This window comes from Chryseobacterium sp. CCNWLW53 (assembly GCF_037083525.1).
GTDB lineage: Bacteria > Bacteroidota > Bacteroidia > Flavobacteriales > Weeksellaceae > Chryseobacterium > Chryseobacterium lathyri.
In genome coordinates, this window is the sequence record NZ_JBAOJR010000002.1 from 39,554 (window position 1) to 65,762 (window position 26,209).

The 26,209-nt window shown below is 38.2% G+C and carries 22 protein-coding genes; 12 read left to right on the forward strand and 10 right to left on the reverse strand.

Annotated elements, in window-relative coordinates:
- Positions 1–53 precede the first annotated feature (53 nt).
- On the forward strand, positions 54–584 hold the full coding sequence (locus V6R96_RS05245; RefSeq protein WP_336378209.1) for a pyridoxamine 5'-phosphate oxidase family protein: 531 nt from the start codon (positions 54–56) through the stop codon (positions 582–584).
- A gap of 196 nt (positions 585–780) precedes the next feature.
- Entirely contained in the window at positions 781–1,395 is a 615-nt protein-coding gene (locus V6R96_RS05250) for a 4'-phosphopantetheinyl transferase family protein (protein ID WP_111960660.1), read from the forward strand.
- On the opposite strand, the gene V6R96_RS05255 is transcribed toward V6R96_RS05250, so the two are convergent.
- The 3 genes from V6R96_RS05255 to porU all read right to left on the reverse strand — a co-directional run bounded on the left by V6R96_RS05255 (position 1,376) and on the right by porU (position 9,092).
- Positions 1,376–3,640, reverse strand: coding sequence for an FUSC family membrane protein (locus V6R96_RS05255; protein WP_336378210.1), 2,265 nt, complete (start codon positions 3,638–3,640; stop codon positions 1,376–1,378). The genes V6R96_RS05250 and V6R96_RS05255 overlap by 20 nt on opposite strands.
- Positions 3,641–3,968: 328 nt before the next feature.
- Positions 3,969–5,132, reverse strand: a complete 1,164-nt coding sequence (porV, locus tag V6R96_RS05260; RefSeq protein WP_111960656.1) for a type IX secretion system outer membrane channel protein PorV — start codon at positions 5,130–5,132, stop codon at positions 3,969–3,971.
- Between the two features lie 60 nt (positions 5,133–5,192).
- The gene (gene porU / locus V6R96_RS05265) at positions 5,193–9,092 is read right to left on the reverse strand and encodes a type IX secretion system sortase PorU (protein ID WP_111960653.1); all 3,900 of its coding nucleotides are present in this window, start codon (positions 9,090–9,092) and stop codon (positions 5,193–5,195) included.
- Between the two features lie 164 nt (positions 9,093–9,256).
- Between porU and gldJ the strand changes: the two genes are divergently transcribed.
- Together gldJ and murF are read left to right on the forward strand one after the other, a co-directional pair.
- A complete protein-coding gene (gene gldJ, locus V6R96_RS05270) occupies positions 9,257–10,858 on the forward strand; it encodes a gliding motility lipoprotein GldJ (protein WP_111960651.1) in 1,602 nt (533 codons plus the stop codon).
- Positions 10,859–10,922: 64 nt separating this feature from the next.
- Complete coding sequence (gene murF, locus V6R96_RS05275; protein WP_336378211.1) at positions 10,923–12,194, forward strand: UDP-N-acetylmuramoyl-tripeptide--D-alanyl-D-alanine ligase; 1,272 nt, start codon at positions 10,923–10,925, stop codon at positions 12,192–12,194.
- Here the strand turns inward: murF and V6R96_RS05280 are convergent.
- Positions 12,187–12,798 (reverse strand): NUDIX hydrolase, encoded by a 612-nt coding sequence (locus V6R96_RS05280; RefSeq protein ID WP_111960647.1) that lies wholly within the window; start codon positions 12,796–12,798, stop codon positions 12,187–12,189. The two genes, murF and V6R96_RS05280, sit on opposite strands and share 8 nt — an antisense overlap.
- A 40-nt stretch (positions 12,799–12,838) precedes the next feature.
- Between V6R96_RS05280 and V6R96_RS05285 the strand changes: the two genes are divergently transcribed.
- Complete coding sequence (locus V6R96_RS05285; RefSeq protein ID WP_111960645.1) at positions 12,839–13,228, forward strand: SRPBCC family protein; 390 nt, start codon at positions 12,839–12,841, stop codon at positions 13,226–13,228.
- A 29-nt stretch (positions 13,229–13,257) separates the two neighbouring features.
- Here V6R96_RS05285 and V6R96_RS05290 read toward each other — a convergent pair whose 3' ends face one another.
- From V6R96_RS05290 to V6R96_RS05300, 3 genes are read right to left on the reverse strand one after another with little or no spacing between them, the layout of a single operon-like run.
- The gene (locus V6R96_RS05290; protein WP_336378698.1) at positions 13,258–14,301 is read right to left on the reverse strand and encodes an anhydro-N-acetylmuramic acid kinase; all 1,044 of its coding nucleotides are present in this window, start codon (positions 14,299–14,301) and stop codon (positions 13,258–13,260) included.
- A 1-nt stretch (position 14,302) separates the two neighbouring features.
- Positions 14,303–14,899, reverse strand: a complete 597-nt coding sequence (gene lptC / locus V6R96_RS05295; RefSeq protein WP_336378212.1) for an LPS export ABC transporter periplasmic protein LptC — start codon at positions 14,897–14,899, stop codon at positions 14,303–14,305.
- Position 14,900: 1 nt separating this feature from the next.
- Positions 14,901–16,202, reverse strand: a complete 1,302-nt coding sequence (locus V6R96_RS05300; protein ID WP_223558925.1) for a hypothetical protein — start codon at positions 16,200–16,202, stop codon at positions 14,901–14,903.
- Positions 16,203–16,447: 245 nt separating this feature from the next.
- Between V6R96_RS05300 and V6R96_RS05305 the strand changes: the two genes are divergently transcribed.
- The 5 genes from V6R96_RS05305 (at position 16,448) to V6R96_RS05325 (ending at position 22,569) form a co-directional block, all read left to right on the forward strand.
- A complete protein-coding gene (locus tag V6R96_RS05305) occupies positions 16,448–17,566 on the forward strand; it encodes a DNA polymerase III subunit delta' (RefSeq protein ID WP_111960637.1) in 1,119 nt (372 codons plus the stop codon).
- Positions 17,567–17,802: 236 nt separating this feature from the next.
- Positions 17,803–18,429 (forward strand): TetR/AcrR family transcriptional regulator, encoded by a 627-nt coding sequence (locus V6R96_RS05310; RefSeq protein ID WP_336378213.1) that lies wholly within the window; start codon positions 17,803–17,805, stop codon positions 18,427–18,429.
- A complete protein-coding gene (locus V6R96_RS05315; RefSeq protein WP_111960633.1) occupies positions 18,413–19,732 on the forward strand; it encodes a TolC family protein in 1,320 nt (439 codons plus the stop codon). Before V6R96_RS05310 ends, V6R96_RS05315 begins: the two co-directional genes overlap by 17 nt.
- A gap of 16 nt (positions 19,733–19,748) precedes the next feature.
- Positions 19,749–20,858, forward strand: a complete 1,110-nt coding sequence (locus V6R96_RS05320; RefSeq protein ID WP_336378214.1) for an HlyD family secretion protein — start codon at positions 19,749–19,751, stop codon at positions 20,856–20,858.
- A 133-nt stretch (positions 20,859–20,991) separates the two neighbouring features.
- Positions 20,992–22,569, forward strand: a complete 1,578-nt coding sequence (locus V6R96_RS05325) for a DHA2 family efflux MFS transporter permease subunit (RefSeq protein WP_336378215.1) — start codon at positions 20,992–20,994, stop codon at positions 22,567–22,569.
- A gap of 221 nt (positions 22,570–22,790) precedes the next feature.
- On the opposite strand, the gene V6R96_RS05330 is transcribed toward V6R96_RS05325, so the two are convergent.
- From V6R96_RS05330 to V6R96_RS05340, 3 genes are read right to left on the reverse strand one after another with little or no spacing between them, the layout of a single operon-like run.
- Entirely contained in the window at positions 22,791–23,819 is a 1,029-nt protein-coding gene (locus V6R96_RS05330) for a TQO small subunit DoxD (protein WP_336378216.1), read from the reverse strand.
- Positions 23,820–23,872: 53 nt separating this feature from the next.
- A complete protein-coding gene (locus V6R96_RS05335) occupies positions 23,873–24,232 on the reverse strand; it encodes a hypothetical protein (protein ID WP_336378217.1) in 360 nt (119 codons plus the stop codon).
- Between the two features lie 38 nt (positions 24,233–24,270).
- Positions 24,271–25,185 carry an alpha/beta hydrolase gene (locus V6R96_RS05340; RefSeq protein ID WP_336378218.1) on the reverse strand — a complete coding sequence of 305 codons (915 nt, stop codon included), beginning with the start codon at positions 25,183–25,185 and terminating at the stop codon, positions 24,271–24,273.
- Between the two features lie 155 nt (positions 25,186–25,340).
- On the opposite strand from V6R96_RS05340, the gene V6R96_RS05345 reads away from it, so the two are divergent.
- Both V6R96_RS05345 and V6R96_RS05350 read left to right on the forward strand, forming a co-directional pair.
- Positions 25,341–25,661 (forward strand): MazG-like protein, encoded by a 321-nt coding sequence (locus V6R96_RS05345; protein WP_336378219.1) that lies wholly within the window; start codon positions 25,341–25,343, stop codon positions 25,659–25,661.
- Complete coding sequence (locus V6R96_RS05350; protein ID WP_336378220.1) at positions 25,658–26,206, forward strand: DNA-3-methyladenine glycosylase I; 549 nt, start codon at positions 25,658–25,660, stop codon at positions 26,204–26,206. Before V6R96_RS05345 ends, V6R96_RS05350 begins: the two co-directional genes overlap by 4 nt.
- The last annotated feature ends 3 nt before the right edge of the window (positions 26,207–26,209 follow it).

Here is a 26,209-nt window from a genome sequence, read left to right on the forward strand (position 1 = left end):
TATTATTTAGTCTTAATATAAATAGCTATTTTTGTTCAGATAAATTTTATACTATGAACCATACGAATATCCAGGGAGAGGCTAACAGAAAAGCAAAGCCGGTTGCTCCAAAAGTAAAGGAACTGATAGAACGTACCAAAAGTGTGATTTTGGCCACGGTAGATGCGGAAGGAACTCCTAATTCCAGCTATGCACCCTTTGTACAGGTAGGAAACACGTTATATGTTCTGGTATCTTTTATGGCAAGACACACTAAAAATCTTGCGGACGGAAGAAAAACTTCAGTGATGTTTATTGAAGACGAATCTGCAACCAAGCAGATCTATGCCCGTGAACGTCTCACCGTCGAGGCATCAGCTTCCCAGATAGAAAGAGATTCTGAAACCTGGAACACTGTTATTACTAAACTTAAAGAAAATCACGGAAAAGTGGTTGAAGTTATTTCAGAAATGGGAGATTTTATTCTTATTGCTCTGCAGCCTGTAAAGGGTTCTTATGTGAACGGATTTGGAAGCGCTTATTTTGTAGATGAGAATCTTGAAATTCTTGAGCATAGAAATGATGTGAACCATCAGCCGAAATAAATAGATAAGAATGGGAGAGGGGAGATGGAAGTTTATAATGATTAAGTAAAGAAGAATTCTTTTTTAATAGATTCTTTGTAATCAAAACTTTAAAGTTAATGGACAAACGAATAGTAACTTCCATCTTCGTGCTTCCTTACTCCCATCCTCTTTTATCTTCCACATCTTTTCACTACTTTTATCGAATAAAAAAACGATGCCCCTTTACCGAGATTTTTCAGATGACAATGCCACGATTCTTGTATGGAAATATGATGAAAGCGAAAAACTTGACATCAATGAGCTTCTGGAACCGGAAAATGCTGAAAAGGTAAAAGACTACCATCCGAAAAAGCTTCTGGAGGTGCTCATGGTCCGTAAACTTTTGAAAGGTTTAAAACCCAATTCCAAAATACTATATAAAGAAAGAGAACCCTTCCTTTCTCCTAAAGATGCGGAAATTTCTATCACTCATTCATTTCCTTTCGCAGCTATAGCAGTTTCTAAAAATAAAATAGGTATTGATATTGAAAAATTCAATCCAAAAATTTTAAGGGTTATTGATAAATTCACTTACGAGAATGAAAGAGGATTTATTCCTGAAGATAATGCCCCCGCTTTCTATACTATTATATGGAGTGTAAAGGAAAGCATGTACAAGATCCATCATTCCAAATACTGGTCTCTTAAGAAGAATTACGAAGTAAAGCCGTTTGAGCTCAAGCATCTTTATAAAATAAGCTGCAGGGTTTATGATGAACAGTTTTCAGACGAATTCAAGGCGAGAGTGGAATTTTTTGATGACTACTGCTTTACGATTGTGGAGGAATAGAATCAGCTTCGCTTCTGTATTTTTCAATTACTTTTCTCTGTTCTTTGGCTACGTCGTAGATCAGTTCCAGAATATCATGGATGTTTTTAAGTTCTGTTAAATGTGAAATTTTATCAGGATCTCTTCTGTCAACCAGATCATTTTCCTCTATCTCCGTTTTTCTTTTCGAAATCAGATCTTCAATGGAAGAATCTTCCGGTTCCAGACGGCTTTCCATTTTTAAAGCTTCATTGATCTCGTTTCCATGTAGTAAAACGGACGTTTGCTGCATTTCGGCTTCAATCTTTCTGCTCCAGCTTTCGGCATCTATTTCAGGATACTTTTCATTGTTTTTAGAGTATTGGGAAAGGGAAGCGGTATAGGCTGTGATTAGGTGTGAAGTTGCGACAAACTGGTGTACCACTTCCAGTTTTTTCTGTTGGTTCTTCGGTTCAGAGATCATTCTCTGGAAGTTGTCGGAAAGGTTGGCCAGCGAAATAATGGCATTTTTCCGCTTTACTTTATAATCTTCAATGTCAAAATTTCCCTGTAAGAACTTGGAAATGACACTTTCAAAATAGATCAGGTTGTCTGCCGCAGATTTTTTCATCAAATCAAGATTCTGAGTATGCTCCCATACAGGCAGAACAATATAGGATACGGCAAAAGCAATAACTCCGGCTATAATGGTATCCAGAATTCTGTCCTTAAAGATCACATTTACATTTCCGGGATTTAAAAAGTTAAAGCTCAGAAATACATAGATCGTCATAAACAACACCGCCCAGAAATAGCGGCCTTTCAGAAAGCTGAAACACATAATCATGCTCAAAAGCAGAATGGTAAATAAAAGACCATTGAAGTGTATAAAATGTAGAATCGTATAGGCAATAACTGCGCCTGCAATGGTTCCGTATAAACGGAGTAGATTTCTTTTTTTCGTAATGGAATAGGCGGGTTTTAATATTGCTGTAATCGTGATCAGGATCCAATAGGTATGGCCCAGGCCCAGAAAATCGAACATAGAAAAAAGATAGCCCACAAGCAGAGCAGTTGTAATTCTTATTGCATGTCTGAAATGAGAGGAGGAAAGTGAAATATTATTCCTTAAAACTTTGAAATTGAGTTTTTCTTCATTAGGCATGAATTTTTTTAAATCTAACCCTGTAGAAAGGCTTTTGGCCAGTTTCACATCTTGGGAAAATACTTTATAAATTTCATTGATCTCTTTTGTAATCTCATTGATGCGCATCAGAATCTGACGGAGGATCATGAAATTTTCCAGATTATCCGGAGTCAGCTGCTTATTGCGTAAATCAAAATAATGAACGTTAAGGTTTTTCAGTTCATGTTCCAGATCAAAAATGGATTTTGCCCTTGTTCCGATCTGAAGCGAGATTCCAATATTGGTAATTTCTTCGGCGAGCAGGTTGAGGTAATCATGGATATTGACCAGGATCATACTGTCTTCAAAGCTCTGCTGCAATTTCTGATAATCACTTTCAGAGGTCATCAGCTTTTCATGAAGGTCCATGGAATTCAAGAACATCAACATCAGCAGACGACTGGTTGTTGTTGATTCATTAACGATGGTTCTCGTCTTGAAAACGGTTTCCCTGGTTTCTTCCTGAAGGTTTTTGATCCCGACCTGCTTGGCAATAACCTGAGTGGTCAGTTTATCAAAATCAGGATTTTTCTGGTAATAATTAGCTTTGATTTTTAAAAATTCTGCGAGCTGCAGATAATTTTCCCCGATCATCTGTCCTGCCAGTTTATAAGGCTGGATGGTGGTAACCACAAGGAAAATCAGTAAAAACCAGATACAGCCGGATGCAAAGATCAGCAGGCTTTTAAAAATATTACCTCCTGTAAGATGCCCGTCAATAAATATCGCCAGCACAACAAGAGATAGCGAACCCACAGCGGCAAGTCTCTGTCCGTAAACCCCGATAAGGGAAAAAAACATTCCGAACACAATAATCTCCAGGATGACCAGGACTTTAAAATTCATGACCATGCTGGCAATAAATGCAACGAACACAAAACAAAAAATAGCAAAGGTCAACGCATTTCTCCTTCTGATAAAAGGTCCGGGCTGATCACAAAGTGCTACAAAGCTGGTTCCGAGAGGAAATAAAAAGTATTCTTTCAGGATTCCGAAGTGGGCGAGGACTAAACAAGGCAGAACGGTTGCCAGCGTAATTCTGATCGCAGAATATACATATTGGCTGGTAACAAATTTTTTGAGTTCTGCTGAATAGTTCATACTACAAAATTAATTATTGAAAACAAGAAATGCCTTATAAAAATGAGACTTTTGCAAACTTATATATTATATTTCTTTAATAATTTTTCAATTGGTAATAGATTGTGGTTGAGTCTAACACAAATTTAGTGCTGGGATTGTACTATTTGCCAAAGGAGTGTGAATGATGAATAAGCTGCGCTGTCAATTTGCTTTGCATTGAATTTTCTTTATCCCTCAATTCACTATTCACTTGCGAAGCAAAATTCACCATTGACCTGTTCGTCGATTCGGTGCATACAAAAAGCCTCATTTTTATGAGGCTTTTTGTATTTGGGTATTAAATATCTTAATAATCTACATTAGATGTTTCATCACCGATGTTCCAGGTAAGACCGAAACGAAGGGTATTATCTAAAGCAGTATTGATTTTTGACATATTGATCAGATAAGAAATATCAAGCCCGAAAGAACGGTATTTCAATCCGATACCTGCTGTAGCGAACTGTCTTGCTCCCTGCTCTTCACTTTCGTGGAAGTAACCTGTTCTTACGGCAAATGCATTGTCATAAGAATATTCTAGAGCACCACTCATCATGATAGAGTTTTTATTTTTGAACGACTTTCCGATCCCTGCCATTACTCCTACGTTAGGGACTTCATATCTTGGCTGTCTTGTGTTAGGATCTATTCCTACATATTCTGATCCCGGAACCAAAATCTTAGAGCCTTCTACACTAATGCCGATCTTGTTCATGTCATCCAAATACATATCATATCCAAGCCCTAATCTTGCCATCGTAGGCAAATAAGATCTTGATTCTTCATTTCCTGTATAGTCTAATTTCGGACCTAGGTTCTGAATAGCAAAACCTGCATTCACTTTACCATCATAACCTCCGAAACTTGAAAATCTTGGAGAGGTATAGTATCCTGAAACGTCAACTGCAAAAGAGTTAGCAGCTTTAAGGGTAGTATCTGTGTTGAAACCTCCGGCTAAATCCGAACGGATGAATCTTCCGGTAACGGCCATTGAGTAAGAATCAGAAAGTTTCAGACCGTAAGCAACGTCAATGGAAAATTCATTAGGCTTTGACGTCCCCATAGAAGTGACTTCTGAACCTACCAGCTGAGTAAGGTCTACCTCACCCATGTTGAAATAATAGATACTTGCAGAAATAGTGGATCTTTCTTCCTGGCCTAAAAATTTATGGAATGCACCATATAGTAAAAATACATCATTGGTAAGTTTCCCCATATAAGGCGTATAGTTAAGACCTATGGAAGAACTTGTTCTGCTAAAAGGATATTTTGCCGCATTCCAGAATTGTGAAAATGCATCCGGTGAAGTTACCACCCCTTGGTCTCCCATACCTCCAGCTCTTGCATCTGGTGCAATTCTTAGAAAAGGAGCTCCGGTTAATACTGGATTTATTTTACTTAAATCTTGCGAATAGCCTAAAAAACCAGCACTTAAACCAAATCCCAAAAGCAGTTTAGTAGTTAAATTCATATGTTGTCTTTTATATATTATCAGTTTTTTATAACAATTATTGTCTATGTATTATTTAATTTATTTCAAAAGTACCATTTTTTCTACAGCTGTAGCACTTCCTTTGCATTTTTCTTGATTTTGACTTTTTGCAAATATCTTAAAAATATACGTACCTTTTGCAACAGTTGACCCAAAATCGTCTCTTCCATCCCATTCTATTGCCTGACGAGGCGTTCTAAAGCCCTGTAGGAACGGTTCTGCAACCACAGGCTGAGATAATGTTCTCACTAATTTTCCTGTTATTGTATAGATTTGAACATTTACATCTAAAATATCATCGCAGTTATGTTCAAACTGGATGTACGTTTTATTGGTAAACGGATTCGGCCAGTTCAGCGGTCTGTTAATGATCAAATGCTGATCGGTTTCATCCTTAACTTCAAAGTTTAACGTAGACGTTGTAGAATTATTGTTTATGTCCCAAACTTTAAATGTTAACTGGTGTTGTCCTATTGCTAAATTCCTGAAAGGGTAGGTTACATTTCCTTTCTGGTAATCAGCAAGACTCGGGCTCAGACATCCGTTTCCTTCGCCTGATGCAAAGAAATCATTCAGAACAACCGTGTTGATGATCTGCCCGTCAAGATAAACGGTAATATCATGGCCCACACCGGATCCTGTAGAGTTGATTCCCGTGTCATCCGTAACACAGGCCAAAAGCATTGGATTCTGGTTCGTGATTCCGCCGTCAGCAAAATTTGTATTATTCATGTACAATTTTACTTTTGGAGGTTCGTTATCATTGATTCCGTTAGGGTTTATATCTCCCACCTGTACTGCCTGGTTATTGAATACGTCCGTTACTTTATTGTCTGCGTAGCCCAATATTCTTCCTTGTCCCACAGCATAGTTGATATCCTTCGGTACATAGAATTCTACAGTGAATACTCCGTTTACTGCGGTGCCTGAAGCTTTAACAATAGCACTTCCTTCTTCTGTGTAATCCATGACAGGCGCTAATGCTCCGTCATTATTCAAGGTTTTTTTGTTTAATCTTTTATCAAAAATATTGATAGAAACCCTTCCGTTGAAGGTTGTATTAACCGTTCCGTTAGGATTGTTGATATGGCCTTTTACTTTAATAAAATCGAGACCTCTGATCAATCCCGGAACCGGAGATTCAATATTGTCGATAACAAGTTGTCTTTGAGGTCTGCTCAGTTTCATTGCAGGATCCCCAAGTAAATTTACTTTCAGATGGTCGATATTGGCTCCTTTTTGTTTTTTAGCATTTAAATGGGCATATCCTAAAGTTTCAAAATCGTCGCTGGTCAGTTTGAAAATATTCTTCGTATAAAGATCTGTGAAGTTACGTCCGTAATCTACCCCAATGGCACGGCTTGATGTGATCATGGCAGCAGCACCTCCTTGCTTAAGCTTAATGAACTGCTCCCCTGCAGAAGAAGTAGCCGGTTCATCCCATAATGTAAATTCACAGGTAATGGTAGATACAAACGGAAATCTGCTGTATACATTGGAGAAGTTATTGGAATTTTGAATTTCAGTACTCGTCAGCACTCTTTCCTGTGCCCATCCGTTGATTCCTCCATGTCCGAAATAGAACAAATAAAGACTGTTCCCGATATCATTTGAAATGGCCTGAGTCACCTGAGGAAACCTTTGTCCAGCCGCTGTACTTTGGGCCGGGAAAGCATCCAGATATAATTTTCTCACATTATATTCTTTCAGATCCTGCTGGCCGGGAGCTTCAAAAACACTGGATAGCGTATTATTCATTACCTCATGGAAAGGACTTCCGCCATCTTTATCATCATCTACTACAAAATCAAGCTTCATACGCCATTCTCCGAAAGGAGAAGACTGGCCGGGAAGAGCATTGTAATAGGCAAGGGTTTTACTGATCATATTTCCTGCTTCAGTTACATTGGCTGCAGGAATTCTTCCTACAGGGATATCAGGCAGGTTATTTTCAATAGAAGAAGCCGTCTGCGGCTGCGTCATTACGATATAGTCATCGGTTATAAAAGAACCGACAAAATCTGCTGAATTTTCACCATGATAGCCGGAAACGATATTGGAATTGCCGGAGATCCTGTTTTTGTAGTCATAAGAAGCGTCTCCCAAAATAAATACATATTTAAGTCTTGCGCTGTTATTAAGTTTTGTTACAAAATCTCTTATTGCAGTAAGATCCCTGCTTCCGCTTCCGAATTCATTATAAATCTTAGCCGCATCTACGATCTCTACCGTATAATTGTTTTTAGTCTGGTGGTAGCTGGCCAGTCTCTGTGCCTGGCCCATCATTTCAGGAACCGTGATGATCAGGTAATCCACATTCTGCAGCCCGGAAAGATTTTGATTAGCAACTCTTTCTACAAACTGAGGGTTATAGGCTGCATCAGCACGGAAAGCCACAAATTCATTATTGAAATTTGGGTCAGAAGTAAAATAGCCGAAGTTAAAACTGCCGGCACCCGCTTTATTTACTCTTCTGTTGGCATTCGTAATATCAGTTACATCCCATACCTGCTCAAGGTTTGCTGCATTGGAAATACCAAAGCCGTAATTGATATTGGTTCCGCTGGTAAGTGAGAAATCCCTGAAATTCATCTGAGATCCGTTGAAGGCAAGATTTTCTTTATACTGTACTTCCGCATAATCAAAATGGAAAACTCCGTTAGGGTTTACAGAAATATTGGGAGCGTAATTAAGAGTAATCTGATTTCCGCTCAGGTTGGATATCGTTCCGTCATATCTTAGCTGATAAAAATCAAATACATAATTATTGGTATTGGCAGGAACCGTCTGAGGGATAGGATTTTGGTTGTTGATTTTAAATTCAACAGTATTCTGCTGAGACCTATAGCCTATCACCTGTGTCCTGTATCTTATGACATCACCAGCCTGTATTGGTGAATTGGTTGTAAAAGTTACTGCTTTATCCGTGGTAAATGGTGCTTCTTCTACCCAGATTCGTCCTACTTTTAAAAGATTCTTCTGGTCATTGTTAATCACCTGGTAATTGTCATACCTTGTTATTAAATTACCGGCCGGAAGATTAACGTCGACTGGTTGAACTCTTTTGCCTGCACCCTTGTCAAAATTGATAAAATAGTAAGAAAAATCTTCATATATATTTTTGACATTATTGCTTCTGTCCATTCTATTGTCCACTCTCTTAAAACCATTTCCGTTGGATGCGTCATAAAGATTATATCCGTTTGGCCCCTGAGCATAGAACAGAGCATAATCCCCGTCATTCCATACACCATCTTCTTCACCCACTACCTGAATAGCATTTTCCTGAAGTGCGCTGTATTTGGTGTCCAGGTTATATTCAGGAAGCATTACACCACCGTTTCCATAAATTCTGAAATTTTTCGGATTTACAGAAGCCGGATTAATGCCGTTATCTTTTAAAAACTGTGTTGTAATTTTAAATATTCCCGATTTGTCTACTTTAATCTTATAAAAGCCACCACTCGAAAGAGGATTTGCAGTGCTTCCCACTTTGTTTGCATTTCCGGATGTGAAATTGTTGGGAGCTGCTGTTTCAGAAATATTAAATGAAGAAAGTCTCTGGATACGTCCCTTTACATTCTTAAATAAGGACACACTGATGCTTGCATATCTTTCTCCTTCCAGCGTATAGTAGGCAACATCTGCAATGTCATAATCCGGCAGTCTGCCTTTGTCAAGATCATATAAATCCTTAGTGGAAACACTTTCCCAGGCCAGATCCGAAACTTTCAGCTGCTTTTCTCCTATTTTTTGTTTGGTGATGATAAAAACATTATTTTGGCTGAACGAAAAACCTTCATTTTTGAAATTTGGAAGATTTAATTTTGTGTCACCAAAATCTTGGATTTTAGAGCCTTCCCATTCTATGGCTTTTCTCTGGGCCCAAAGTGTTGACACAAAAGAGATTAGTAATAAAAAGGTGATTTTTTGTTTCATGTTTATTATTGAAATTTCTGAATTACAAATAAAATGAAAATTTTAGAATTAAATTGTGATACAATAAAATTAATTTGTTAACGTTTTTCAAAAAAATCAAATGTTTACTTGATTTATTGAATAATTTATTTTTTCTTTGTACTTTGAAAATATTTATATCGACTATGAAAAAACTAAAGTTGTTTTCATTAATAGCATTAAGTTCTACACTTGCATTAACCAGCTGTGGCGGATCCGGGACCAGCAAAGGAGGCGGTACTAAAAAATTTGTCAGCAAGACGGGTTGGAAACCAAACGAAAAACAAGGTTGGTTTTTTGCAGGAAAGCAACAAAAACAGAAGGGGTGGCCAGGAATGGTATATGTAGAAGGTGGAACTTTTACAATGGGATTAGTGAAAGATGATGTTATGCATGATTGGAATAACACACCGCGCAGAATGCAGGTAAGTTCATTCTTCATCGGAGAAACAGAAATTACTAACTACGAATACCGCGAATACCTTACATGGTTGAAGTATGTATTTCCACCAAGTGACCCTAGCTTCAAGGAGATCTATAACGGCGCTTTGCCAGATACTCTCTTATGGGACAACAAACTAGCTAGAAACGATTATAATGAAACGTATCTTCGTTCCCCGGAATTCGATTACTACCCGGTAGTAGGCGTTTCCTGGACTCAGGCGAACAGATACTGTGAATGGCTTACAGACAGAGCGAATGAAAAAGCTTTAATGCAAGCCGGAGTTATTGCTAAAGATTTGTATATCAACGAATCCAATAACCAGGGTGGAACTGCATTCAATATGGATAAATTCAAAGCGAATGATCCGGAAATGCAGGGATACATCAACGAGAAAAGAATGCAGCAAAAATCTGGTATGAAAACAACCAACCAGAGACTTCTTTCTGCAAACAGAGCCCCAAATGCTTCAATGGTTCAGAAATTCAGACTTCCTACAGAAGTGGAATGGGAATATGCTGCTCTTGGTATGGCTAAAAACAGAGAATACAATCAATACCTTGGTAAAAAGCCTGAAATCGAAAGATTAAGAGGTACCAAAGGAAGAGATAAAGGAATGTTCCTTGAAAACTTCAAAATGGGAAAAGGTGACTATTCCGGTATTGCAGGATGGAAAAATGACGGAGCTGCACAAACAGCAGACGTAAGACAATATCCTTCTAATGATCTTGGAATCTACGGTATGTATGGAAACGTTTCTGAATGGACGGCTGACGTGTACAGACCAATTATTGATGAAGACTTCAACGATTTCAACTACTATAGAGGAAATATGCCTCAGGCTATTGTAAGAAACGGTGACGGAACTTACAAAATGATCGACGAAGGTACAATCAAGTATGATACCTTATCAGATGGTAGATTAGTATACAGAGGTCTTCCAGGACAGTTTGAAAGAGAAACCGTTGCTGATCACAGAAACTACAGAGATGGTGACAGACAGTCTTCTTTAGAATATTACAGAGCTTCAGATTCGGCTTCTTCATTTGATATGTACAATGCTCCTCAGAGAAGGTTTGTTGTAGATGCAGGAGGAAGAGTAAAACTTCAGAAAGATACCAGAGACAGAACCTCTGCAGTGTCTAATGACGTAAGAGTGGTAAAAGGTGGTTCTTGGCAGGATACAGCATATTGGTTGGATCCGGGACAAAGAAGATATAAAAACGAAGGTAAGGCTTATGGATGGATTGGCTTCCGTGTTGCACAGGATGCCAGAGCTAACGATAAAGGCAGAACTAGAAGATAATATTATCAAAAAATACTTATAAAAAACCTTCCGGATTTCCGGAAGGTTTTTTTATTTTTGAACTATGAATATAGAACAGTTTTATCCTTTATTTTTACAGTCAGATAAAGTGACGATCGACAGTAGAAAAGTCAGCAAGAATGATATTTTCTTTGCCTTTTCCGGTGAAAATTTCAATGCTGCAACCCTGGCAGAAAAAGCTGCTGATGACGGAGCTCTGGCAGTGGTTGTGGAGAAACAGGAATTTGAAAATAAGGATAGAAATATTTTCTATGTTCCTTCTACGCTGGAGTTTCTGCAGCAGCTTGCAGTTCACCATAGAAATCAGCTTAAAATCCCTGTTATCGGACTTACGGGAAGTAATGGAAAAACAACGACCAAGGAGATTATCCATGCGGTGCTTTCTGAGAAGTTCAATGTACAGTATACTTCCGGAAATTTAAATAACCACATTGGAGTTCCGTTAACGATTCTTTCCATTAAGCCTGAGCATGAGATGGCAGTGGTAGAAATGGGAGCCAATCACCAGAAAGAGATTGAGCTTTTATGTACCATTGCACAGCCGGATTTTGGATATATTACCAACTTTGGAAAAGCCCATCTTGAAGGCTTCGGTGGATTTGAAGGCGTGATTAAAGGGAAATCTGAGCTGTATGATTATTTGAAAAATCATAATCAGACTATTGTTGTCAATGAAAATGATCCGATACAGGCAGAAAAGACAGAAAACTATACCCCAAAAATTACCTTTGGGAAAAGTACTTCCGATTACCAGTTCGGGTTGTTTTCCGAAGAACACTTTGTAGGGCTAGACTATCAGGGTATAAAAGCTGTTTCTAAACTGACTGGAGAATATAATTTTACCAATTTATGTGCAGCAGCCAGTCTTGGTCTTTATTTTGGAATCAGCTTTGAAAGAATAAAACATGCTGTTGAAAACTATACTCCGACCAATATGCGTTCGCAGGTTGTGAAAAAAGAAAATACAACATTAGTTCTGGATACCTACAATGCCAATCCAAGCTCTATGACTGCCTCACTGCATAATTTTGTAACTTTTGAAGGCAGTAAGACCATCATTATTGGTGATATGCTTGAATTGGGTGAGGAGAGTGAAAAAGAACATCGAAATATCTTAAAGCTTGCCCAGGAATTAGCTTTTGACCAAATCATTACGGTAGGAAAGCATTTTCAAGCAGTCAATTTTTCATCGCTGTCTTTCGAAAATACGGCAGAATTGATAGAATACCTTAAACAGAATAAAATCCACGCTGAAAATATTCTGTTAAAAGGTTCAAGGGGAATTGCTCTTGAAAAGTCTATCGGATTTATTTAAGCTTTGAATTCCAGAATTCTTTTACGATCAGCTTAATATTTTGGAAAGTGCTTGGGAAAACTTCATTTTCGATCTGAGTGGTGTTTTTCCAGGCAACTTCTGTAATTCCTTCTTCTATCTGAGGTTTTGAGGTGTCTTCACCCTTGAAGTTCATTTCAAACCAATGCGTGCATTTAAGGATTTTTTCACCGTTTCTTTCAATATAGATGTGGTAAGTTGTATTGATGAATTTTACCAGTTCCACATCTTTTAGTCCGGTTTCTTCTTCAATCTCTCTTACCGCCGACTCTTCTCGGGATTCACCTTTTTCCATTTTACCCTTGGGTAGATCCCATTTACCTAACCTTTTAATAAAAAGTAGCTTTCCATCAGGGTTGCTGACCAGGCCACCTGCCGCTTCTATGATTCTGAAAAGCTTCTGGAATTCGCTCCAGATTTCTTCAATATTCTCACCGAAAACATTAAGTTCTTTCACAGAAGTATTTTCCAAAAGATCCAATGCAATCTCTAAAGTTGTGAAACTTTCGTACCTAAGTTCTTTTTCAAGAGGCTCGGGATGCTTAGACACTAATAATTTTTTTTCGTTCACAAAAACTTTATACATATATTTGTAAGAATTAAGAATTTAAATACAAAAATAAAAAATGAATTTAGAAGGACGAAAGATTATTGTCAATAAATCATCTAAAGACTTGTCTGAAATATTGAAATCGCCTGAAAACTATAAAGATTTTATGCCGGACGGTCTTCAGAAATTTGAAACCAGAGATAATGGATTCAAATTCGGTCTTCAGGGAATGCCTGAAATTGCTCTGAAAATAGATGAAGTGAATGAGCAGAAAGCCGTTTTAAAGTCTGCAAGCTCAAGTCTGGATTTTACCTTAACAGCGGCTTTAAACTCTATCAATGAAAGTCAAACTGAAGTTCAGATGCTTTTTGAAGGGAAATTTAATCCTTTTATAAAAATGATGGTAGAAAAACCGCTTCAAAACTTTATCAATACACTGACAGATAAAATCGAAGCTTACAAATAATATGAAGACCTTCAGCAATGGAGGTTTTTTTATGCCCATACACCTGAGCTGTGATCTCTGGTACTGCCGGTTGCAGAAGAAAGGACATTGATTTCATTGTTCATCCTTAAAACTCCCATAAAGGCAAAGATCAGCGCTTCTTTGTGGTCAATGATCTGCCTTTCCGGAATGATAACCGTAAATTCTGTTTTTTCCCTGATCTTTTCGATAAGACAGATATTATAGCTGCCTCCACCGGTGCATAGGACGTTTTGTAAACGGTTTAAGTTAATAACATTTGAGATCTGCTGGGCCACATGCTCAGTGAAAGTAGCTATGGCATCTTCAGTTTTAATGCCTTCCAAAAGTGGGAAGATAGTCTCATTGCACCATTCAACTCCTAAAGATTTAGGATGATACAGCTTGTAAAAATCTAAGGAATTAAGCTTGGCTAAAAGATCATCGTGGAGCTTGCCTTTTCTTGCAAAATCACCATTTTCGTCAAAGTTTTTATTGAATTTCTGAGCAAGCCTGTTCAGGACAATATTGACAGGAGCAATATCAAAAGCTATTCTTTTGCCTTCCTGCTTTAGAGAAATATTGGAAAATCCGCCAAGATTCAGGCAGGCATCATATTCAGAGAAAAGAAGTTCGTCCCCGATGGGAACTAAAGGTGCTCCATTTCCTCCCATCAACACGTCCTGGCTTCTGAAATCATAAATAACAGGAAGCCCTGTTTCTATTTTGATGGCTCTTCCATCTCCAATCTGGAGGGTGAATTTCTTTTTAGGCTGGTGAAAAACAGTGTGGCCATGAGAGGCGATCAGATCAATATTTTCAAGATGATTACGGTCAATAAACTCCCTGACACTCTGTCCTAGATAAAAACCATATTCTGAATGAAGTTCCAGTAATTCTTCCGAAGATAAATGAATCGAATTTCTGAGTTTTTCTTCCCAGTTTTGAGAATAGGGAAGGGTTTCAGCCTTTATGATCTGAAAATTCCAATCCTTCTTTTTTTCAAAAGCGGCAAAACAGATATCCAGACCATCCAGACTGGTTCCGGACATGAGTCCAATAGCCTGAACTTTCATATTACTGCGGTGTTTTTTTTTCTTCAAGTCTTTTTGTACTGAAATCCCCTGAATTGTTGAAGAAAGTATATTCGGAGAAATCATCTTTGGCTGTCATCCCATTGGCACCAACCAGGGTAGAGCCGTCTTCCATAGTGACATATACCGTATCTTTTGTATAGATCCTTTTCTTTTTCTGATCCCAATAAATACTCTGCATAGCAAATCGCTGCCCTTCATTGGTCGTAATCCTTACATCGCCTTTAGCTTCGTAAAATCTTTTATATTCAAAAATACGGGCATATTTAGCGGTAATTTTACCAGGTACCTTTGGCTTTTTTTTATCATAAAACTCTATGTTGATCCCTCTTTTAGCCAGAACATATGGGCTGTCGATCAGCTCGTATTTTTCAATGATCGGAGCCTTGGCCTTTAAAGATATAAAACCTGAATCCCTCTGTATAATATTAGCGTTATTGATGATCTGTGATGGGAAGTTCTTGCTTTTGTTTCCATTGGCTTTGGTGAGATCTTCTTCACAGGATGTCAGTATAAAAAATATAGCACAACTAAAAAGGCATGCTATATTTTTATATGATATTTTTATTGAAAAATTCATTTTAGTTGTACAGAGTCTTTCTGAACCATCTGTCAGCAAAGTTGAAGCCGACTTTTAAGTTGATGAAATTCTGGTTGATCAGGTTGTTATTAAGAGTTCCTCTTTTTCCAACTTCCAAGCCAAGTTCAAGACCGCTCATTCTTGTAATACTGCTGGTTTTGAACGGAAGCAATACTCCCGCAGATACTCCGAACTTATTGATGCTGGTACCGTTTATTTTAAGATTTCCTCTTTCATAGAACGCCCCGTATCTGTAGGTTACTCTTGAGAAATAGCTTCTGAAGTTGTTATAATTCGGCAGATACCATCCCCCGGCAGAAATTCTGTAGGTATCCTGGAAGTCAAAAGTTTTTCCAAAATAAGAAATGTCTTCTCCTTTTTTATAATCCAGCTGTCCTGAGAAGAACCAGTGGTTTTCACTCCCATATCCAACTCCTAAGGATGCCTGTAATGGAAGAAGGTTTTTAGAGCTTGTGCTTTTCTGATCTATAATCGTTTCCAAAGCTTTAACCGTTTGTGCTGCATCAGCATATACATAAGTACTGTTGGTGTAATCAGTAGTCATATTGCTGGTATTACCAAATGTAGCTGTAGCCCCTATGGTTAATTTTCTGTCTGTACGGGTATTCAGACTTTGATAGCTACCCCCAAGAGTGAAGTTAAAGTTTTTGATCTTGTTTTTGGTTTCATAACCGTTGATGTATTCAGCGTTGGAAGCTCCGTCTTTATCATAAGATCTAAGCTCGTTCAGATCATAAAGATTTCCAAAATAAAGATTAGCTCTCAAACCTACCGCAAAGTTTTGGTCGATTTTGTATGAAATCGCAGCCTGCGCAGTGTTCAAAGTCCCGCTTCCCTTAAAACGGTTGGTGTAATAGCTTCCGTCATCATTAAAATCTTTATTAATGATCTCATAGCTCTTGGAACTGTAAGGCTGATAGGAAAGTCCCATCTTTACCTTTGGAGAAAGAGGGAAAGCCAATGCAATATTAGAAAGATACGTAGAGTGCTTGGTAGACTTCGTATCGTTATAATCGGTTTTGAAGTAATTGTTTTCGTTGGTAGCTTCCAGCCTGATGCTTGTAAGCTCGAAATTAGAGTTATTCGCAGGGTTTGCGAAATTGAAGCTGCTCGTGAAGTCACTGATATAAGCAGTAGATATACCACCCATAGAGGCAGTTTCAATCGTATTATCATATTTTACATCTCCAATTCCATAAGCTGCATACGGAGAGTTACTGATACTCTGTGCATTTAGGAAGTATCCAACTGATATGAATGATACGGCAAAGATTTTTTTCATTCTTTATTTTTAAAACAATGCGCAAATATCTTAAATATTAATGAATTGTAAAAATTATATGTGGTTAAAGTTTGTTAAGGGGGATGAATAGCCATAATTATGATGAATTGTCAATTGTGAATCCGCTTTGTTCATGATTTTTATGTCTTATTTATAAATTATATTACTAAAATTAGCCATTCACTTGCGAAGCAAAATTCACATCTCACAAATCATCCGTTCCAAAAATTCTTTATCTTTGAGCCATGAATTGGGAGAACATCGCCGGACAGGAAAATCTGAAAAAACTTCTTCGTGAAAGCATTGCTGAAAATAGGGTAAGCCATGCCCAACTTTTTTTAGGAAAAGAAGGATATGGTACATTTCCTATGGTTTTGGCGTATGCCAAAGAGATCTTCAGCCAGGAAAATGAGCATGCTGCTTCGAAAGTGGAACACTTGAATCATCTTGATCTGCACTTTAGTTTCCCCGTTTTTACCGATAACAAAAATTCTTTAAGTAAAAATAAATTTGAGGATTTCAGGGAAATGATCATGGCTTCTCCCTATGCAAGCTATGACGACTGGACCGCTTTTCTGGAATCTGAAAACAAACAGCTTTTTATCTCTGCAGATGAAATTGATGACCAGAACCAGAAGTTCGCTTTAAAGAGTTTTGAAGGCGGAACCAAAATCCTGATCGTTTGGAGAGCTGATAAAATGAATATAGCTGCCGCGAATAAGTTTCTGAAATTTTTGGAAGAACCACCGGCAAAAACGCTCATTCTTCTTACTGCTGAAACGGCCAATGATATTCTTCCCACCATTCTTTCCAGGACACAGATCGTAGAAGTTCCAAGAATCAGTGATGAAGATCTTGAAAACTATTTTAAGAAGAATTTTCAAATTTCAGAAGAAAAGATTAGGGAAATTGTTCATGAAGCACAGGGAGATCTCAATGAAGCCCTGAAGATTTTAAATTCCGGACATAAAAGCGATGAATTTGAAAAGCTTTTTATACAATGGGTAAGAGATGCATTCATGGTAAAAAAGAAGCCTCAGTTTCTGAAAAGTATTATCCTCTGGGCCAGAGAAATTGCAGGCTGGAATCGTGAAAAGCAGAAAAACTTTCTGAACTACTGCTCCGAGATCTTCAGGCTTGCCCTGCTTCAAAACTACCAGTCTGAAAATCTGGTGTATAAAAAGATTGATGCAGACGGCTTCAACTGGGCAGGATTCTCAAAATTCATCAGCGGGGCCAATATTGAAAGTATTCTGGAAGAAATCAGCACTGCGGATCTGCACCTCACCCGAAATGGAAATCCTAAAATTGTATGGACAGACCTTGGAATCAAACTATCACGTTACATTCACAAAAACTCATAATTAAGACAGATTCATTCTGAAATTTTAAATAACATGATAAAGTCCCGATCCTTTCCGGACCTTATAGTGTATGGAATTCTATAGCGGCCTAAGTTTCTTTAAAATATTTTTGTTTAAAAGCAATTAATATTCAGCTGTTTATATTAGCTAATATTAAATATTGATTAAAAAATCAATCAATCGTTTGATTTATTCAAAATGTTATGTAAATTTGCGCCCTGAAAAATAGAATTGCTATGGTTTCAAAAGAAGAAAATATATTATTTGCTGCAGAGAAGCTTTTTGCTGAAAAAGGCTTCGAAGGGACTTCCACGAGGGAGATTTCCAAAGCGGCGAATGTAAATATCTCTATGATTTCTTATTATTTCGGATCCAAGGAAAAGCTGTATGAGAAATTAGTGGAATACAGAATGAATGAAGGTCAGTTCTTTGCTAAAGATATTCTCGAAAGAACAGATATCAATGAATGGCAGAAGATAGAAAAGATCGTAGACCAGTTTTCCGGAAGAGTAAGACATCAAAAATGTTTTTACAGAATCATGCAGCGTGAGCAGCTTCACACGGAAAGCCCGCAGATCGTGGAATTTCTGAAGCAGACCAAGATGGGCTTTATCTCCATGTATTCGCAGGTCCTTGAAAGCGGACTGGAAAAAGGAATTTTCACTAAAAACCCTCCGATTTATTTACTTCATGCTACCGTAAGCGGGACTTTATTTTATGCATCCAATGCTAAAGAGATGTACAAAGAATTCCTCAACGATACGAATGATGACGAAGTTTTTGATGAAAAGTACTACACAGAACTTAATAAACATATAAAATATTTACTAAAAGACCTTTTAGGTTATGAAGAGAATAAATAACTCGGTGTTGGCATTATCCCTGTTTATGGGAGTTGCAGCCATAAATGCTCAGGAGAAAAAACAGCTCACTCTCGATGAAGCCGTGCAGCTGGGAATCCAGAACAGTAAAAATCTTAAGATCGATGCCGCCAAGATCGAAGAAGCTACGGCAGATCTTTTGGAAGCCAAAAACAGGCAGCTTCCGGAACTGAAAGTTTCGGGGAGCTATATGTACCTACCCACTAAGCCTACTGTTGATCTAAAGCTTTCCAGTGCTTCGGAAGCAGGAGCAGGAGGCCCGGAAGTGCATCAGGTTGCTTATGGATCGGTTAACCTTAGTGTACCGATTTACAGTGGCGGAAGAATCAAATACGGTATCCAGTCTGCAAAATATTTGGTGGAAGCATCAAAGCTAAGCACCGAAAATGATAAAATAGCCATCGCTTATAATGTTGCCCAGGCTTATAATAATTTATTTAAAGCCAACCAGTCCATCAAAGTTTTAGAAGAAAACCTTACAGCTTCTCAAAAAAGGGATGAGACTTTTCTTAAACTTGAAAATAATGGGGTTATTGCTAGAAATGACCGTTTAAAAGCAAATCTTCAGACCTCAAATATCGAGTTGCAGCTATTGGAAGCTAAAAACAACTACAATATTGCCAACATCAATATGGATCTGCTGCTGGGTATTCCGGAAACTACAGAAATTGAAGTAGACCAGAATTATATTGATGAAGGTTCTGAAGTAAAAACAGTTGATTACTATGTAAATGAAGCTAAAGAAAACCGTAAAGATTTGCAGGCTTTGGCTCAGCAAAGAAAAGCGGCAGAACTGGGAACAAAATCCGCAAAAGCTGAAAACCTTCCTTCCATAGCATTTACCGGAGGATATGTAGCCGCAGACATTCCAAAATTCCTTACCATATACAATGCTGTAAACGTAGGAGTTGGAATTTCTTACAATTTATCCAATATCTGGAAAGAAAACTCTTCATTGAGACAGTCTCAGGCAAGAGAAAAGCAGTTAGCAGCAAACGATGAATTACTGAATGATAACATTAAGCTTGACGTTAACAGAGAATATCAGAATACGGATTACTCTAAAAAGAGAATCGCAGTATATGAAAAAGCTGCTGAACAGGCTAACGAGAACTACAGAATTACCAAAAACAAATACGACAACGGTCTTGCAACCATGACAGAGCTTCTGGATGCGGACGCAGCTCAGATATCAGCTAACGTAGGCGTGATCAATGCGAAAGCAGATGCCGCTTTAGCGTACAGAAAACTATTACAGACAACAGGAACTTTAACAATTAAATAATCAGACTGAAACCAAAATGGAAAATAATAATAAACCAACCGTTGAACTTGAACCTAAAAAGAAAAAAAGTTTCGTTTTTCCTATCATCTTAGCCGCTGTAGTAATCGGTGGAGGGATCTATGGATACAGAGCCTTTACTTACGGACAGTATCACGAAGAAACAGATGATGCACAGATTACATCCAATATGGCGCCGGTAATTTCCAAAATTTCCGGATATGTAGCAGAAGTAAAAGTAAAAGACAATCAGTTCGTAAAAAAAGGAGATACTTTGGTGATTCTGGATAACAGAGATCAGAAGATGGCCCTTGAGCAGGCTCAGGCTGCTTTATCAACAGCTAAAAGTAACATTTCAAATGCGGAAGCAACTACTACAGCAACTTCAAAAAATATAAGTTCTTCTCAAGCAGCGGTAACAACGGCCAATGCCCAGATAGAAGCGGCAAAAGTAAACGTTTGGAAAACATCACAGGATCTGAAAAGATATGCCAACCTGGTAAAAGATCACTCTATTACAGAACAGCAGTACGAACAGGCTTTAGCGGCTAAACAGTCTGCAGACAGACAGCTTCAGGTTTTGATGGATCAGAGAAACCAGATTGCACAGCAGACTACTATTGCATCTTCTCAGACTGCAGCGAGCTCTCAACAGATTAGTGTTGCCGGATCAGTAGCAAAACAGAGAGAAGTAGATGTGGAAAATGCTAAATTAAACTTATCATACACAGTGATTCTTGCTCCGGAAGACGGATATGTAGGGAAAGTTTCCACTCAGGCAGGTCAGTACTTGCAGGCCGGATCACAACTTTTTGCTTTGGTTAAAAACGACCAGAAATGGGTAGTAGCCAATTTCAAGGAAACACAGGTAGATAAAATGGTAGAAGGTCAGAAAGTGAAAATTGAGATTGATGCTTTCCCTGACCAGGAATTTGATGGAGTTGTAAGCTCATTCTCTCCGGCAACAGGAGCTACTTTTTCAATCCTGCCTCCGGATAATGCCAGCGGTAACTTTGTAAAAGTGGTTCAGAGACTTCCTGTAAAAATCGATTTTGTAAATCTTGATAAGAATATTGCAAAAAGACTGAGAACAGGAATGAACGTGAAGGCAGAAGTATCGCTTAAATAATATTAAAACTGTGAAATAAGTGAATTGTCAATTTTGCTGATGCAAGTCAATGAATGAGGATAATATGAAGCTGAAAATTGACAATGAAGATGATTAATTATTGACAATTCACCTTTTTACATCGTAAAAAACTATGCAAGATTCATTAGTAGAATATGGAGCCCGGAGAGTGATCATTACGATCACGGCAATCCTTTGTGCTCTGCTTGAAATTGTGGATTCCACGATTGTGAACGTTGCCCTGAATGAGATGAAGGGTAACCTTGGAGCCACACTTTCTGAAGTAGGCTGGGTGATTACAGCTTATGCAATTGGTAACGTAATTGTGGTGCCGATGACGAGCTGGCTGTCACAGCAGTTTGGACGTAGAAATTACTTCGCGGCTTCCATCATTATATTTACCATATTTTCGTTCTTATGCGGAAATGCCACCAATATCTGGGAGCTTGTATTTTTCAGGCTGATGCAGGGAATAGGCGGGGGAGCACTCTTGGTAACCTCACAGACGATTATTACAGAATCGTATCCTATTGAGAAAAGAAGTATGGCACAGGCGATTTATGGTTTGGGGGTAATTATTGGCCCAACTTTAGGTCCGCCTTTGGGAGGATATATCGTAGATAATTTCAGCTGGCCATATATTTTCTATATTAATATTCCGATTGGGATTGCAGCAATGCTGATGACTTTACAGTTTGTGAAAAGTCCGAAATATGCTGAAAAACGGAAGGCTTCGGATGTAGACTGGGTCGGAATTGCCTTGCTGGCTGTTACCGTTGGATCTTTACAGTTTATCCTGGAAAGGGGACACGAAGAAGATTGGTTTGAAAGTGGAATGATTGTAACATTTACCGTATCGGCCATCTTAGGTTTCATCCTTTTCCTATGGCGGGAACTTACCTTCAAATATCCCATTGTGGAACTCAGGGTACTGAAAAACGGGAACTTAAGAATCGGAACGGTGATGTCGTTCGTTTTAGGATTCGGACTGTATGGCTCTACATTTATTGTACCGCTGTATACGCAGAGTATTTTAGGTTGGACGGCTTTACAGTCGGGAGCTTTGATGATTCCTGCGGCCCTGACGACGGCCTTTATGATGCCAATTATCGGAAGGCTCCTTTCAAAAGGGGCAAAACAGCAGATCTTGGTATCTTTAGGACTTTTCATCTTCTTTGTCTATAGCTTCTGGGGATACAAGATCCTGACGCCAGATACGAGTAAAGACGCCTTTTTCTGGATGCTGATTGTAAGGGGAGCCGGGTTAGGACTTCTGTTTATCCCGATCACTTCACTGTCATTAAGTACACTGAAAGGGCAGGAGATTGGCCAGGGAGCAGCATTTACAGGAATGATGAGACAGCTCGGAGGTTCATTCGGGATTGCGGCGATCACTACGTTTATTGCCAATGCAGGTCAGAAGTACAGGCTCAATCTGATTTCCCATCTGGATGAAAACAGTTTTGATGTACAGCAACGCCTGAACGCATTAAAAGCCAGTTTTGTTGCAAAAGGAATGACTCCCGACGCAGCCATGAATGCTGCTTATAAAATGCTGGATATGTCAGTCACAAAACAGGCTACCGTGCTTTCGTATATGGATGTCTTCCTTTATTTAGGAGTCATATTCCTCGTATGTATACCGTTTATCCTTTTCATTAAAGAAAGGAAAAGTAAAGAAAAAATAGATTTAAGTGAAGCTATGCATTAAATCGAATTCAATACAAAACCTCCGGACATTCCGGAGGTTTTTTGTGGAAATAATACAAATATTCTTACTAAAGATGCTTCGTGAACTACGTTCGTAAACTTTCAGTTTATGCTCAGCATGATATTTCAAATATGAACTTTTTTTAACAATCTCTTTTAACATTGTCATGCTGAGCAGAGTTCGAAGCATCTCACTTATTATTCTTAAAAACTTAAAAACCCTTAATGGTTAAAAGTTATAATCCTCGCTGTCCACTCTATACCACTAATGTCGATCAGTTTTACCGTATGGATTTCTTCTTTTTCCACTAAAATATCATTAAGATTCAGGGTAAGATCAGCCTTTGATCCAAGAGGAATAACCAGGCTGTGCTTTCCGGGCTTTACTTTAGCTACATAATGATTCCTGATGTTTTCTTTTGGGAATTTTGAAAGTTCTGCATGGTTTAAAGCTTTCACAATATTCCCATTTTTATCCAGAATATGAATGCCGATCAGGAAAGAGCCGTAAACATCCACACCTTCTGTTCTGTAAATCTCAAAGGTTAAATCTCTGTTGACTAAGGAAATATTTGAAATTTCAATCTTAGGTTTTACAGATTTATTGTGCAGCGTTCCCCAGACCCCACCATGAAAATACTGGTTGGTATACAGCGTAAGTCCAAAAATGAACACTGACCCTGCGAGTACAATTGTTTTTGGCTTCGATAGAGGAAGGATACCTGATCCCAGCCATGGAAACCAATTTTTGCGGGTGAAATTTTTATTATTCTTAATGAAATAATGATCGAGGGAAAAAGGCCCGCTCCCGGTAAGGAACAAAACAAATCCTCCTGCAATTCCCAGGATACCGATCTGCCATTCATCAAGACAGGTTGTTCCGATCCAGCCGGAGCCTAATAAGATGCCCATTGCAAGGCCAAAAATCCCGATGCTCATTAATCTTGTAAATAATCCCAGAATAATAAAGAGTCCTACAACAGCTTCAACGATAGTAAAAATAACCATGGAAGTGTGCAGAGCATCCGGATGAGTAACCAGATACTCTATAAGAGGTTTTATTCCTAAAGCATTTGGCAGGAAATGATTGAATTTCTCCCCGATATATCCGGCTTCATCCGGAATAAGTTTGTTTTCGAGAATGAGCCTTCGCCAGAAAGCTGAAAAATAGGTCCATCCGATAACGAGGCGGAGTGATAATGTATAGAGTCCGGCCAGGTCATAAGACCGGCTGTCTGAAATATGTTTCATTGAAATTGTATAGTATTAAAAGATTGTTAATTAAAATTTGATCCGGTTAAAACTTAAGCCAGATTTAATTTCAATCTTTTAAATAGAATATATTTCGGAGGACTGTTCCCGGAAGCTTGTCCGGAGTATTTGTTGAAAGTATTTTTTGTCCCCCTAAAACTGAGAACTGTATTTGAATTGAAAAGAGCCCCTTCCCATTTACGTTTTACACCAGCTTTTGAAAAGATGCTTCGGGCAGATGAAGCGCTTGCAGAAAGATCACATGCAGATACTGACCCGGCTGTTATTTTTATTTTATTTAAACCACTGATATGCTGGATATCAAAAATACCTAGAAAATCTCTTTTTACGGAACACGGTGATAATGAAAACACCAAAATAAGCATCATGATGAGTGCTTTGTAATTTTTCATATGGGTTCCTGGTATGGGCATTTTCACAAAACTACACTTTATTTTAGATGTAAGCTTATGAATTGCAGAAATTCATCCTGTTGGTCTACAAATAAGTAGTGCGAACAGTTGTCAATAACCTTAAAATGATTTTCTCCGGCAATCGTTTTCATATCGTTGAGCTGCTTCTCTGAAAATATGCCATCATCTTTTCCATAAATAGCAAAAATGGGAATTCCATGTTTTTTTATTCTTTTCAAAATGGCAGTATTGTCGAGATTGTTCTGAACTTCATTTTTATAAAATTTCAAAGGCGATTCCGGGTTTCTGAAATTGACTGCGTAAAACTCACCGGATTCATATTTCTTCCTTAATTGCTGACTTTCAGATGTAGGGAAAGGCATGGTGAAAAAATTCATATCACTTGCTAGATTGTAGCATCTTTTCCTGTAATCTGCAGAGTCTTTACTCAAATGTTCAATCTCAGAGATCTCTTTCAGTTTAGAAGGATTGTTTTTAAATTTTTCCTTAGCCTGTTTTAAAATATGATCGTAGGTTTCCTGCTGGGAAAATAAAGCTCCGATTAACGTCAATGAGCTTACCTTTTCAGGAAACTGTTTTGTAAAGAGTGTTCCAACGATTCCTCCGAAGCTGTGGGCAAGGATGTTTGCTTTTTTAATTCCATAGGTTTTATAAATCTGACTAAGATCTTCAAAACTTTCTTTAAAAGTCATAGAGGCATTCTCGTCTTTAGATCTGCCTTCTCCGCGTCTGTCGTATACGATAACATAAAAACCTTTCTCTGCCAGCTTTTGAGCTGTAGTTCCTTCAAATAAAGTGGCATTTCCACTCGGTCCGCCATGGATAAAAATAATGGGTGTATTTTTTGAATTGCCGTAAGCCTTGGAATAGATTTTCTGGGCATTAAAGGAAATGAAAAGCAGGGTAAAAAGCAGAGATAGAAGATATTTCATAGATTGTTTTTGGAGTCTCTAATTTATGATGTTTCTTTAAAATTTTATATCATTAATTTCAAAATTAAAATGCCACTGACAAACAGTTGTCACAAACCTGCCTTATCTTTATTGCCTGAATTGTTCAGAATCATCAATTTCAAGAAAACAAAACAATGGATCAAAATAATCTTGACGAAATCATCAAACGTTCTTTGGCTATCAGGGAGAAGTATCATGAGCTGGAACGTCAGCACCATGGCACAGAATGGACCTTAGAAGAAGATGCGCTTGCTTACCTTACGGATACCGGACTGGTAGGAAGAGATATTATGTCGCATCAGAAAAGATGGTTGAAAAAAGATTCTGCTGCAGAGCTGGAACATAAACTGGGAGAGAATATCTGGTGGCTGATCGTGTTGGCAGATCGTACGGGAATTGATATTAAAGTAGCTTTAGAGCAATTTTTAACCAAGACAGAAAATTTATTTAAATGAGTTATTGTTTAGCCATAGAAGGAATGCAGCCCGAAAGCAGAAAAGAACTGCATAAAAACTACCACGACCATTATTATGGATTCCCGATCCATGATGACAACGAACTTTTCGGAAGACTGATCCTGGAGATCAATCAGGCAGGACTGAGCTGGGAGACCGTTTTAAAGAAAGAGGAGAGCTTTAGAAAAGCTTACAGTAATTTTGATATTCAGGCTATTGCAGCATATACCGAAAAGGACAGGGAAAGATTGCTGAATGACCCCGGAATAATCCGGAACCGGCTGAAAGTGAATGCTGCCATTGAAAATGCTAAAACCATTTTGACTTTACAGGAAGAATTTGGCTCATTTGAAAAATGGCTGGAACACCATCATCCGAAAACACTTCCGGAATGGATGAAGCTGTTCAAAAAAACATTCAAGTTTACGGGCGGAGAAATTGTTAATGAATTTTTAATGAGTACAGGATATCTGAAAGGTGCTCATACCGAAAGCTGCCCTGTTTATCATCAGATACTGGAACAGAAGCCGCTTTGGAAGGAGTAGGGG

Excerpts from the sequence above, each read along its gene's own strand:
- V6R96_RS05245 (WP_336378209.1), top strand. The coding sequence starts at position 54 with ATGAACCATACGAATATCCAGGGAGAGGCTAACAGAAAAGCAAAGCCG.
- V6R96_RS05250 (WP_111960660.1), top strand. The coding sequence starts at position 781 with ATGCCCCTTTACCGAGATTTTTCAGATGACAATGCCACGATTCTTGTA.
- V6R96_RS05255 (WP_336378210.1), bottom strand. The coding sequence starts at position 3,640 with ATGAACTATTCAGCAGAACTCAAAAAATTTGTTACCAGCCAATATGTA.
- porV (WP_111960656.1), bottom strand. The coding sequence starts at position 5,132 with ATGAATTTAACTACTAAACTGCTTTTGGGATTTGGTTTAAGTGCTGGT.
- porU (WP_111960653.1), bottom strand. The coding sequence starts at position 9,092 with ATGAAACAAAAAATCACCTTTTTATTACTAATCTCTTTTGTGTCAACA.
- gldJ (WP_111960651.1), top strand. The coding sequence starts at position 9,257 with ATGAAAAAACTAAAGTTGTTTTCATTAATAGCATTAAGTTCTACACTT.
- murF (WP_336378211.1), top strand. The coding sequence starts at position 10,923 with ATGAATATAGAACAGTTTTATCCTTTATTTTTACAGTCAGATAAAGTG.
- V6R96_RS05280 (WP_111960647.1), bottom strand. The coding sequence starts at position 12,798 with ATGTATAAAGTTTTTGTGAACGAAAAAAAATTATTAGTGTCTAAGCAT.
- V6R96_RS05285 (WP_111960645.1), top strand. The coding sequence starts at position 12,839 with ATGAATTTAGAAGGACGAAAGATTATTGTCAATAAATCATCTAAAGAC.
- V6R96_RS05290 (WP_336378698.1), bottom strand. The coding sequence starts at position 14,301 with ATGAAAGTTCAGGCTATTGGACTCATGTCCGGAACCAGTCTGGATGGT.
- lptC (WP_336378212.1), bottom strand. The coding sequence starts at position 14,899 with ATGAATTTTTCAATAAAAATATCATATAAAAATATAGCATGCCTTTTT.
- V6R96_RS05300 (WP_223558925.1), bottom strand. The coding sequence starts at position 16,202 with ATGAAAAAAATCTTTGCCGTATCATTCATATCAGTTGGATACTTCCTA.
- V6R96_RS05305 (WP_111960637.1), top strand. The coding sequence starts at position 16,448 with ATGAATTGGGAGAACATCGCCGGACAGGAAAATCTGAAAAAACTTCTT.
- V6R96_RS05310 (WP_336378213.1), top strand. The coding sequence starts at position 17,803 with ATGGTTTCAAAAGAAGAAAATATATTATTTGCTGCAGAGAAGCTTTTT.
- V6R96_RS05315 (WP_111960633.1), top strand. The coding sequence starts at position 18,413 with ATGAAGAGAATAAATAACTCGGTGTTGGCATTATCCCTGTTTATGGGA.
- V6R96_RS05320 (WP_336378214.1), top strand. The coding sequence starts at position 19,749 with ATGGAAAATAATAATAAACCAACCGTTGAACTTGAACCTAAAAAGAAA.
- V6R96_RS05325 (WP_336378215.1), top strand. The coding sequence starts at position 20,992 with ATGCAAGATTCATTAGTAGAATATGGAGCCCGGAGAGTGATCATTACG.
- V6R96_RS05330 (WP_336378216.1), bottom strand. The coding sequence starts at position 23,819 with ATGAAACATATTTCAGACAGCCGGTCTTATGACCTGGCCGGACTCTAT.
- V6R96_RS05335 (WP_336378217.1), bottom strand. The coding sequence starts at position 24,232 with ATGAAAAATTACAAAGCACTCATCATGATGCTTATTTTGGTGTTTTCA.
- V6R96_RS05340 (WP_336378218.1), bottom strand. The coding sequence starts at position 25,185 with ATGAAATATCTTCTATCTCTGCTTTTTACCCTGCTTTTCATTTCCTTT.
- V6R96_RS05345 (WP_336378219.1), top strand. The coding sequence starts at position 25,341 with ATGGATCAAAATAATCTTGACGAAATCATCAAACGTTCTTTGGCTATC.
- V6R96_RS05350 (WP_336378220.1), top strand. The coding sequence starts at position 25,658 with ATGAGTTATTGTTTAGCCATAGAAGGAATGCAGCCCGAAAGCAGAAAA.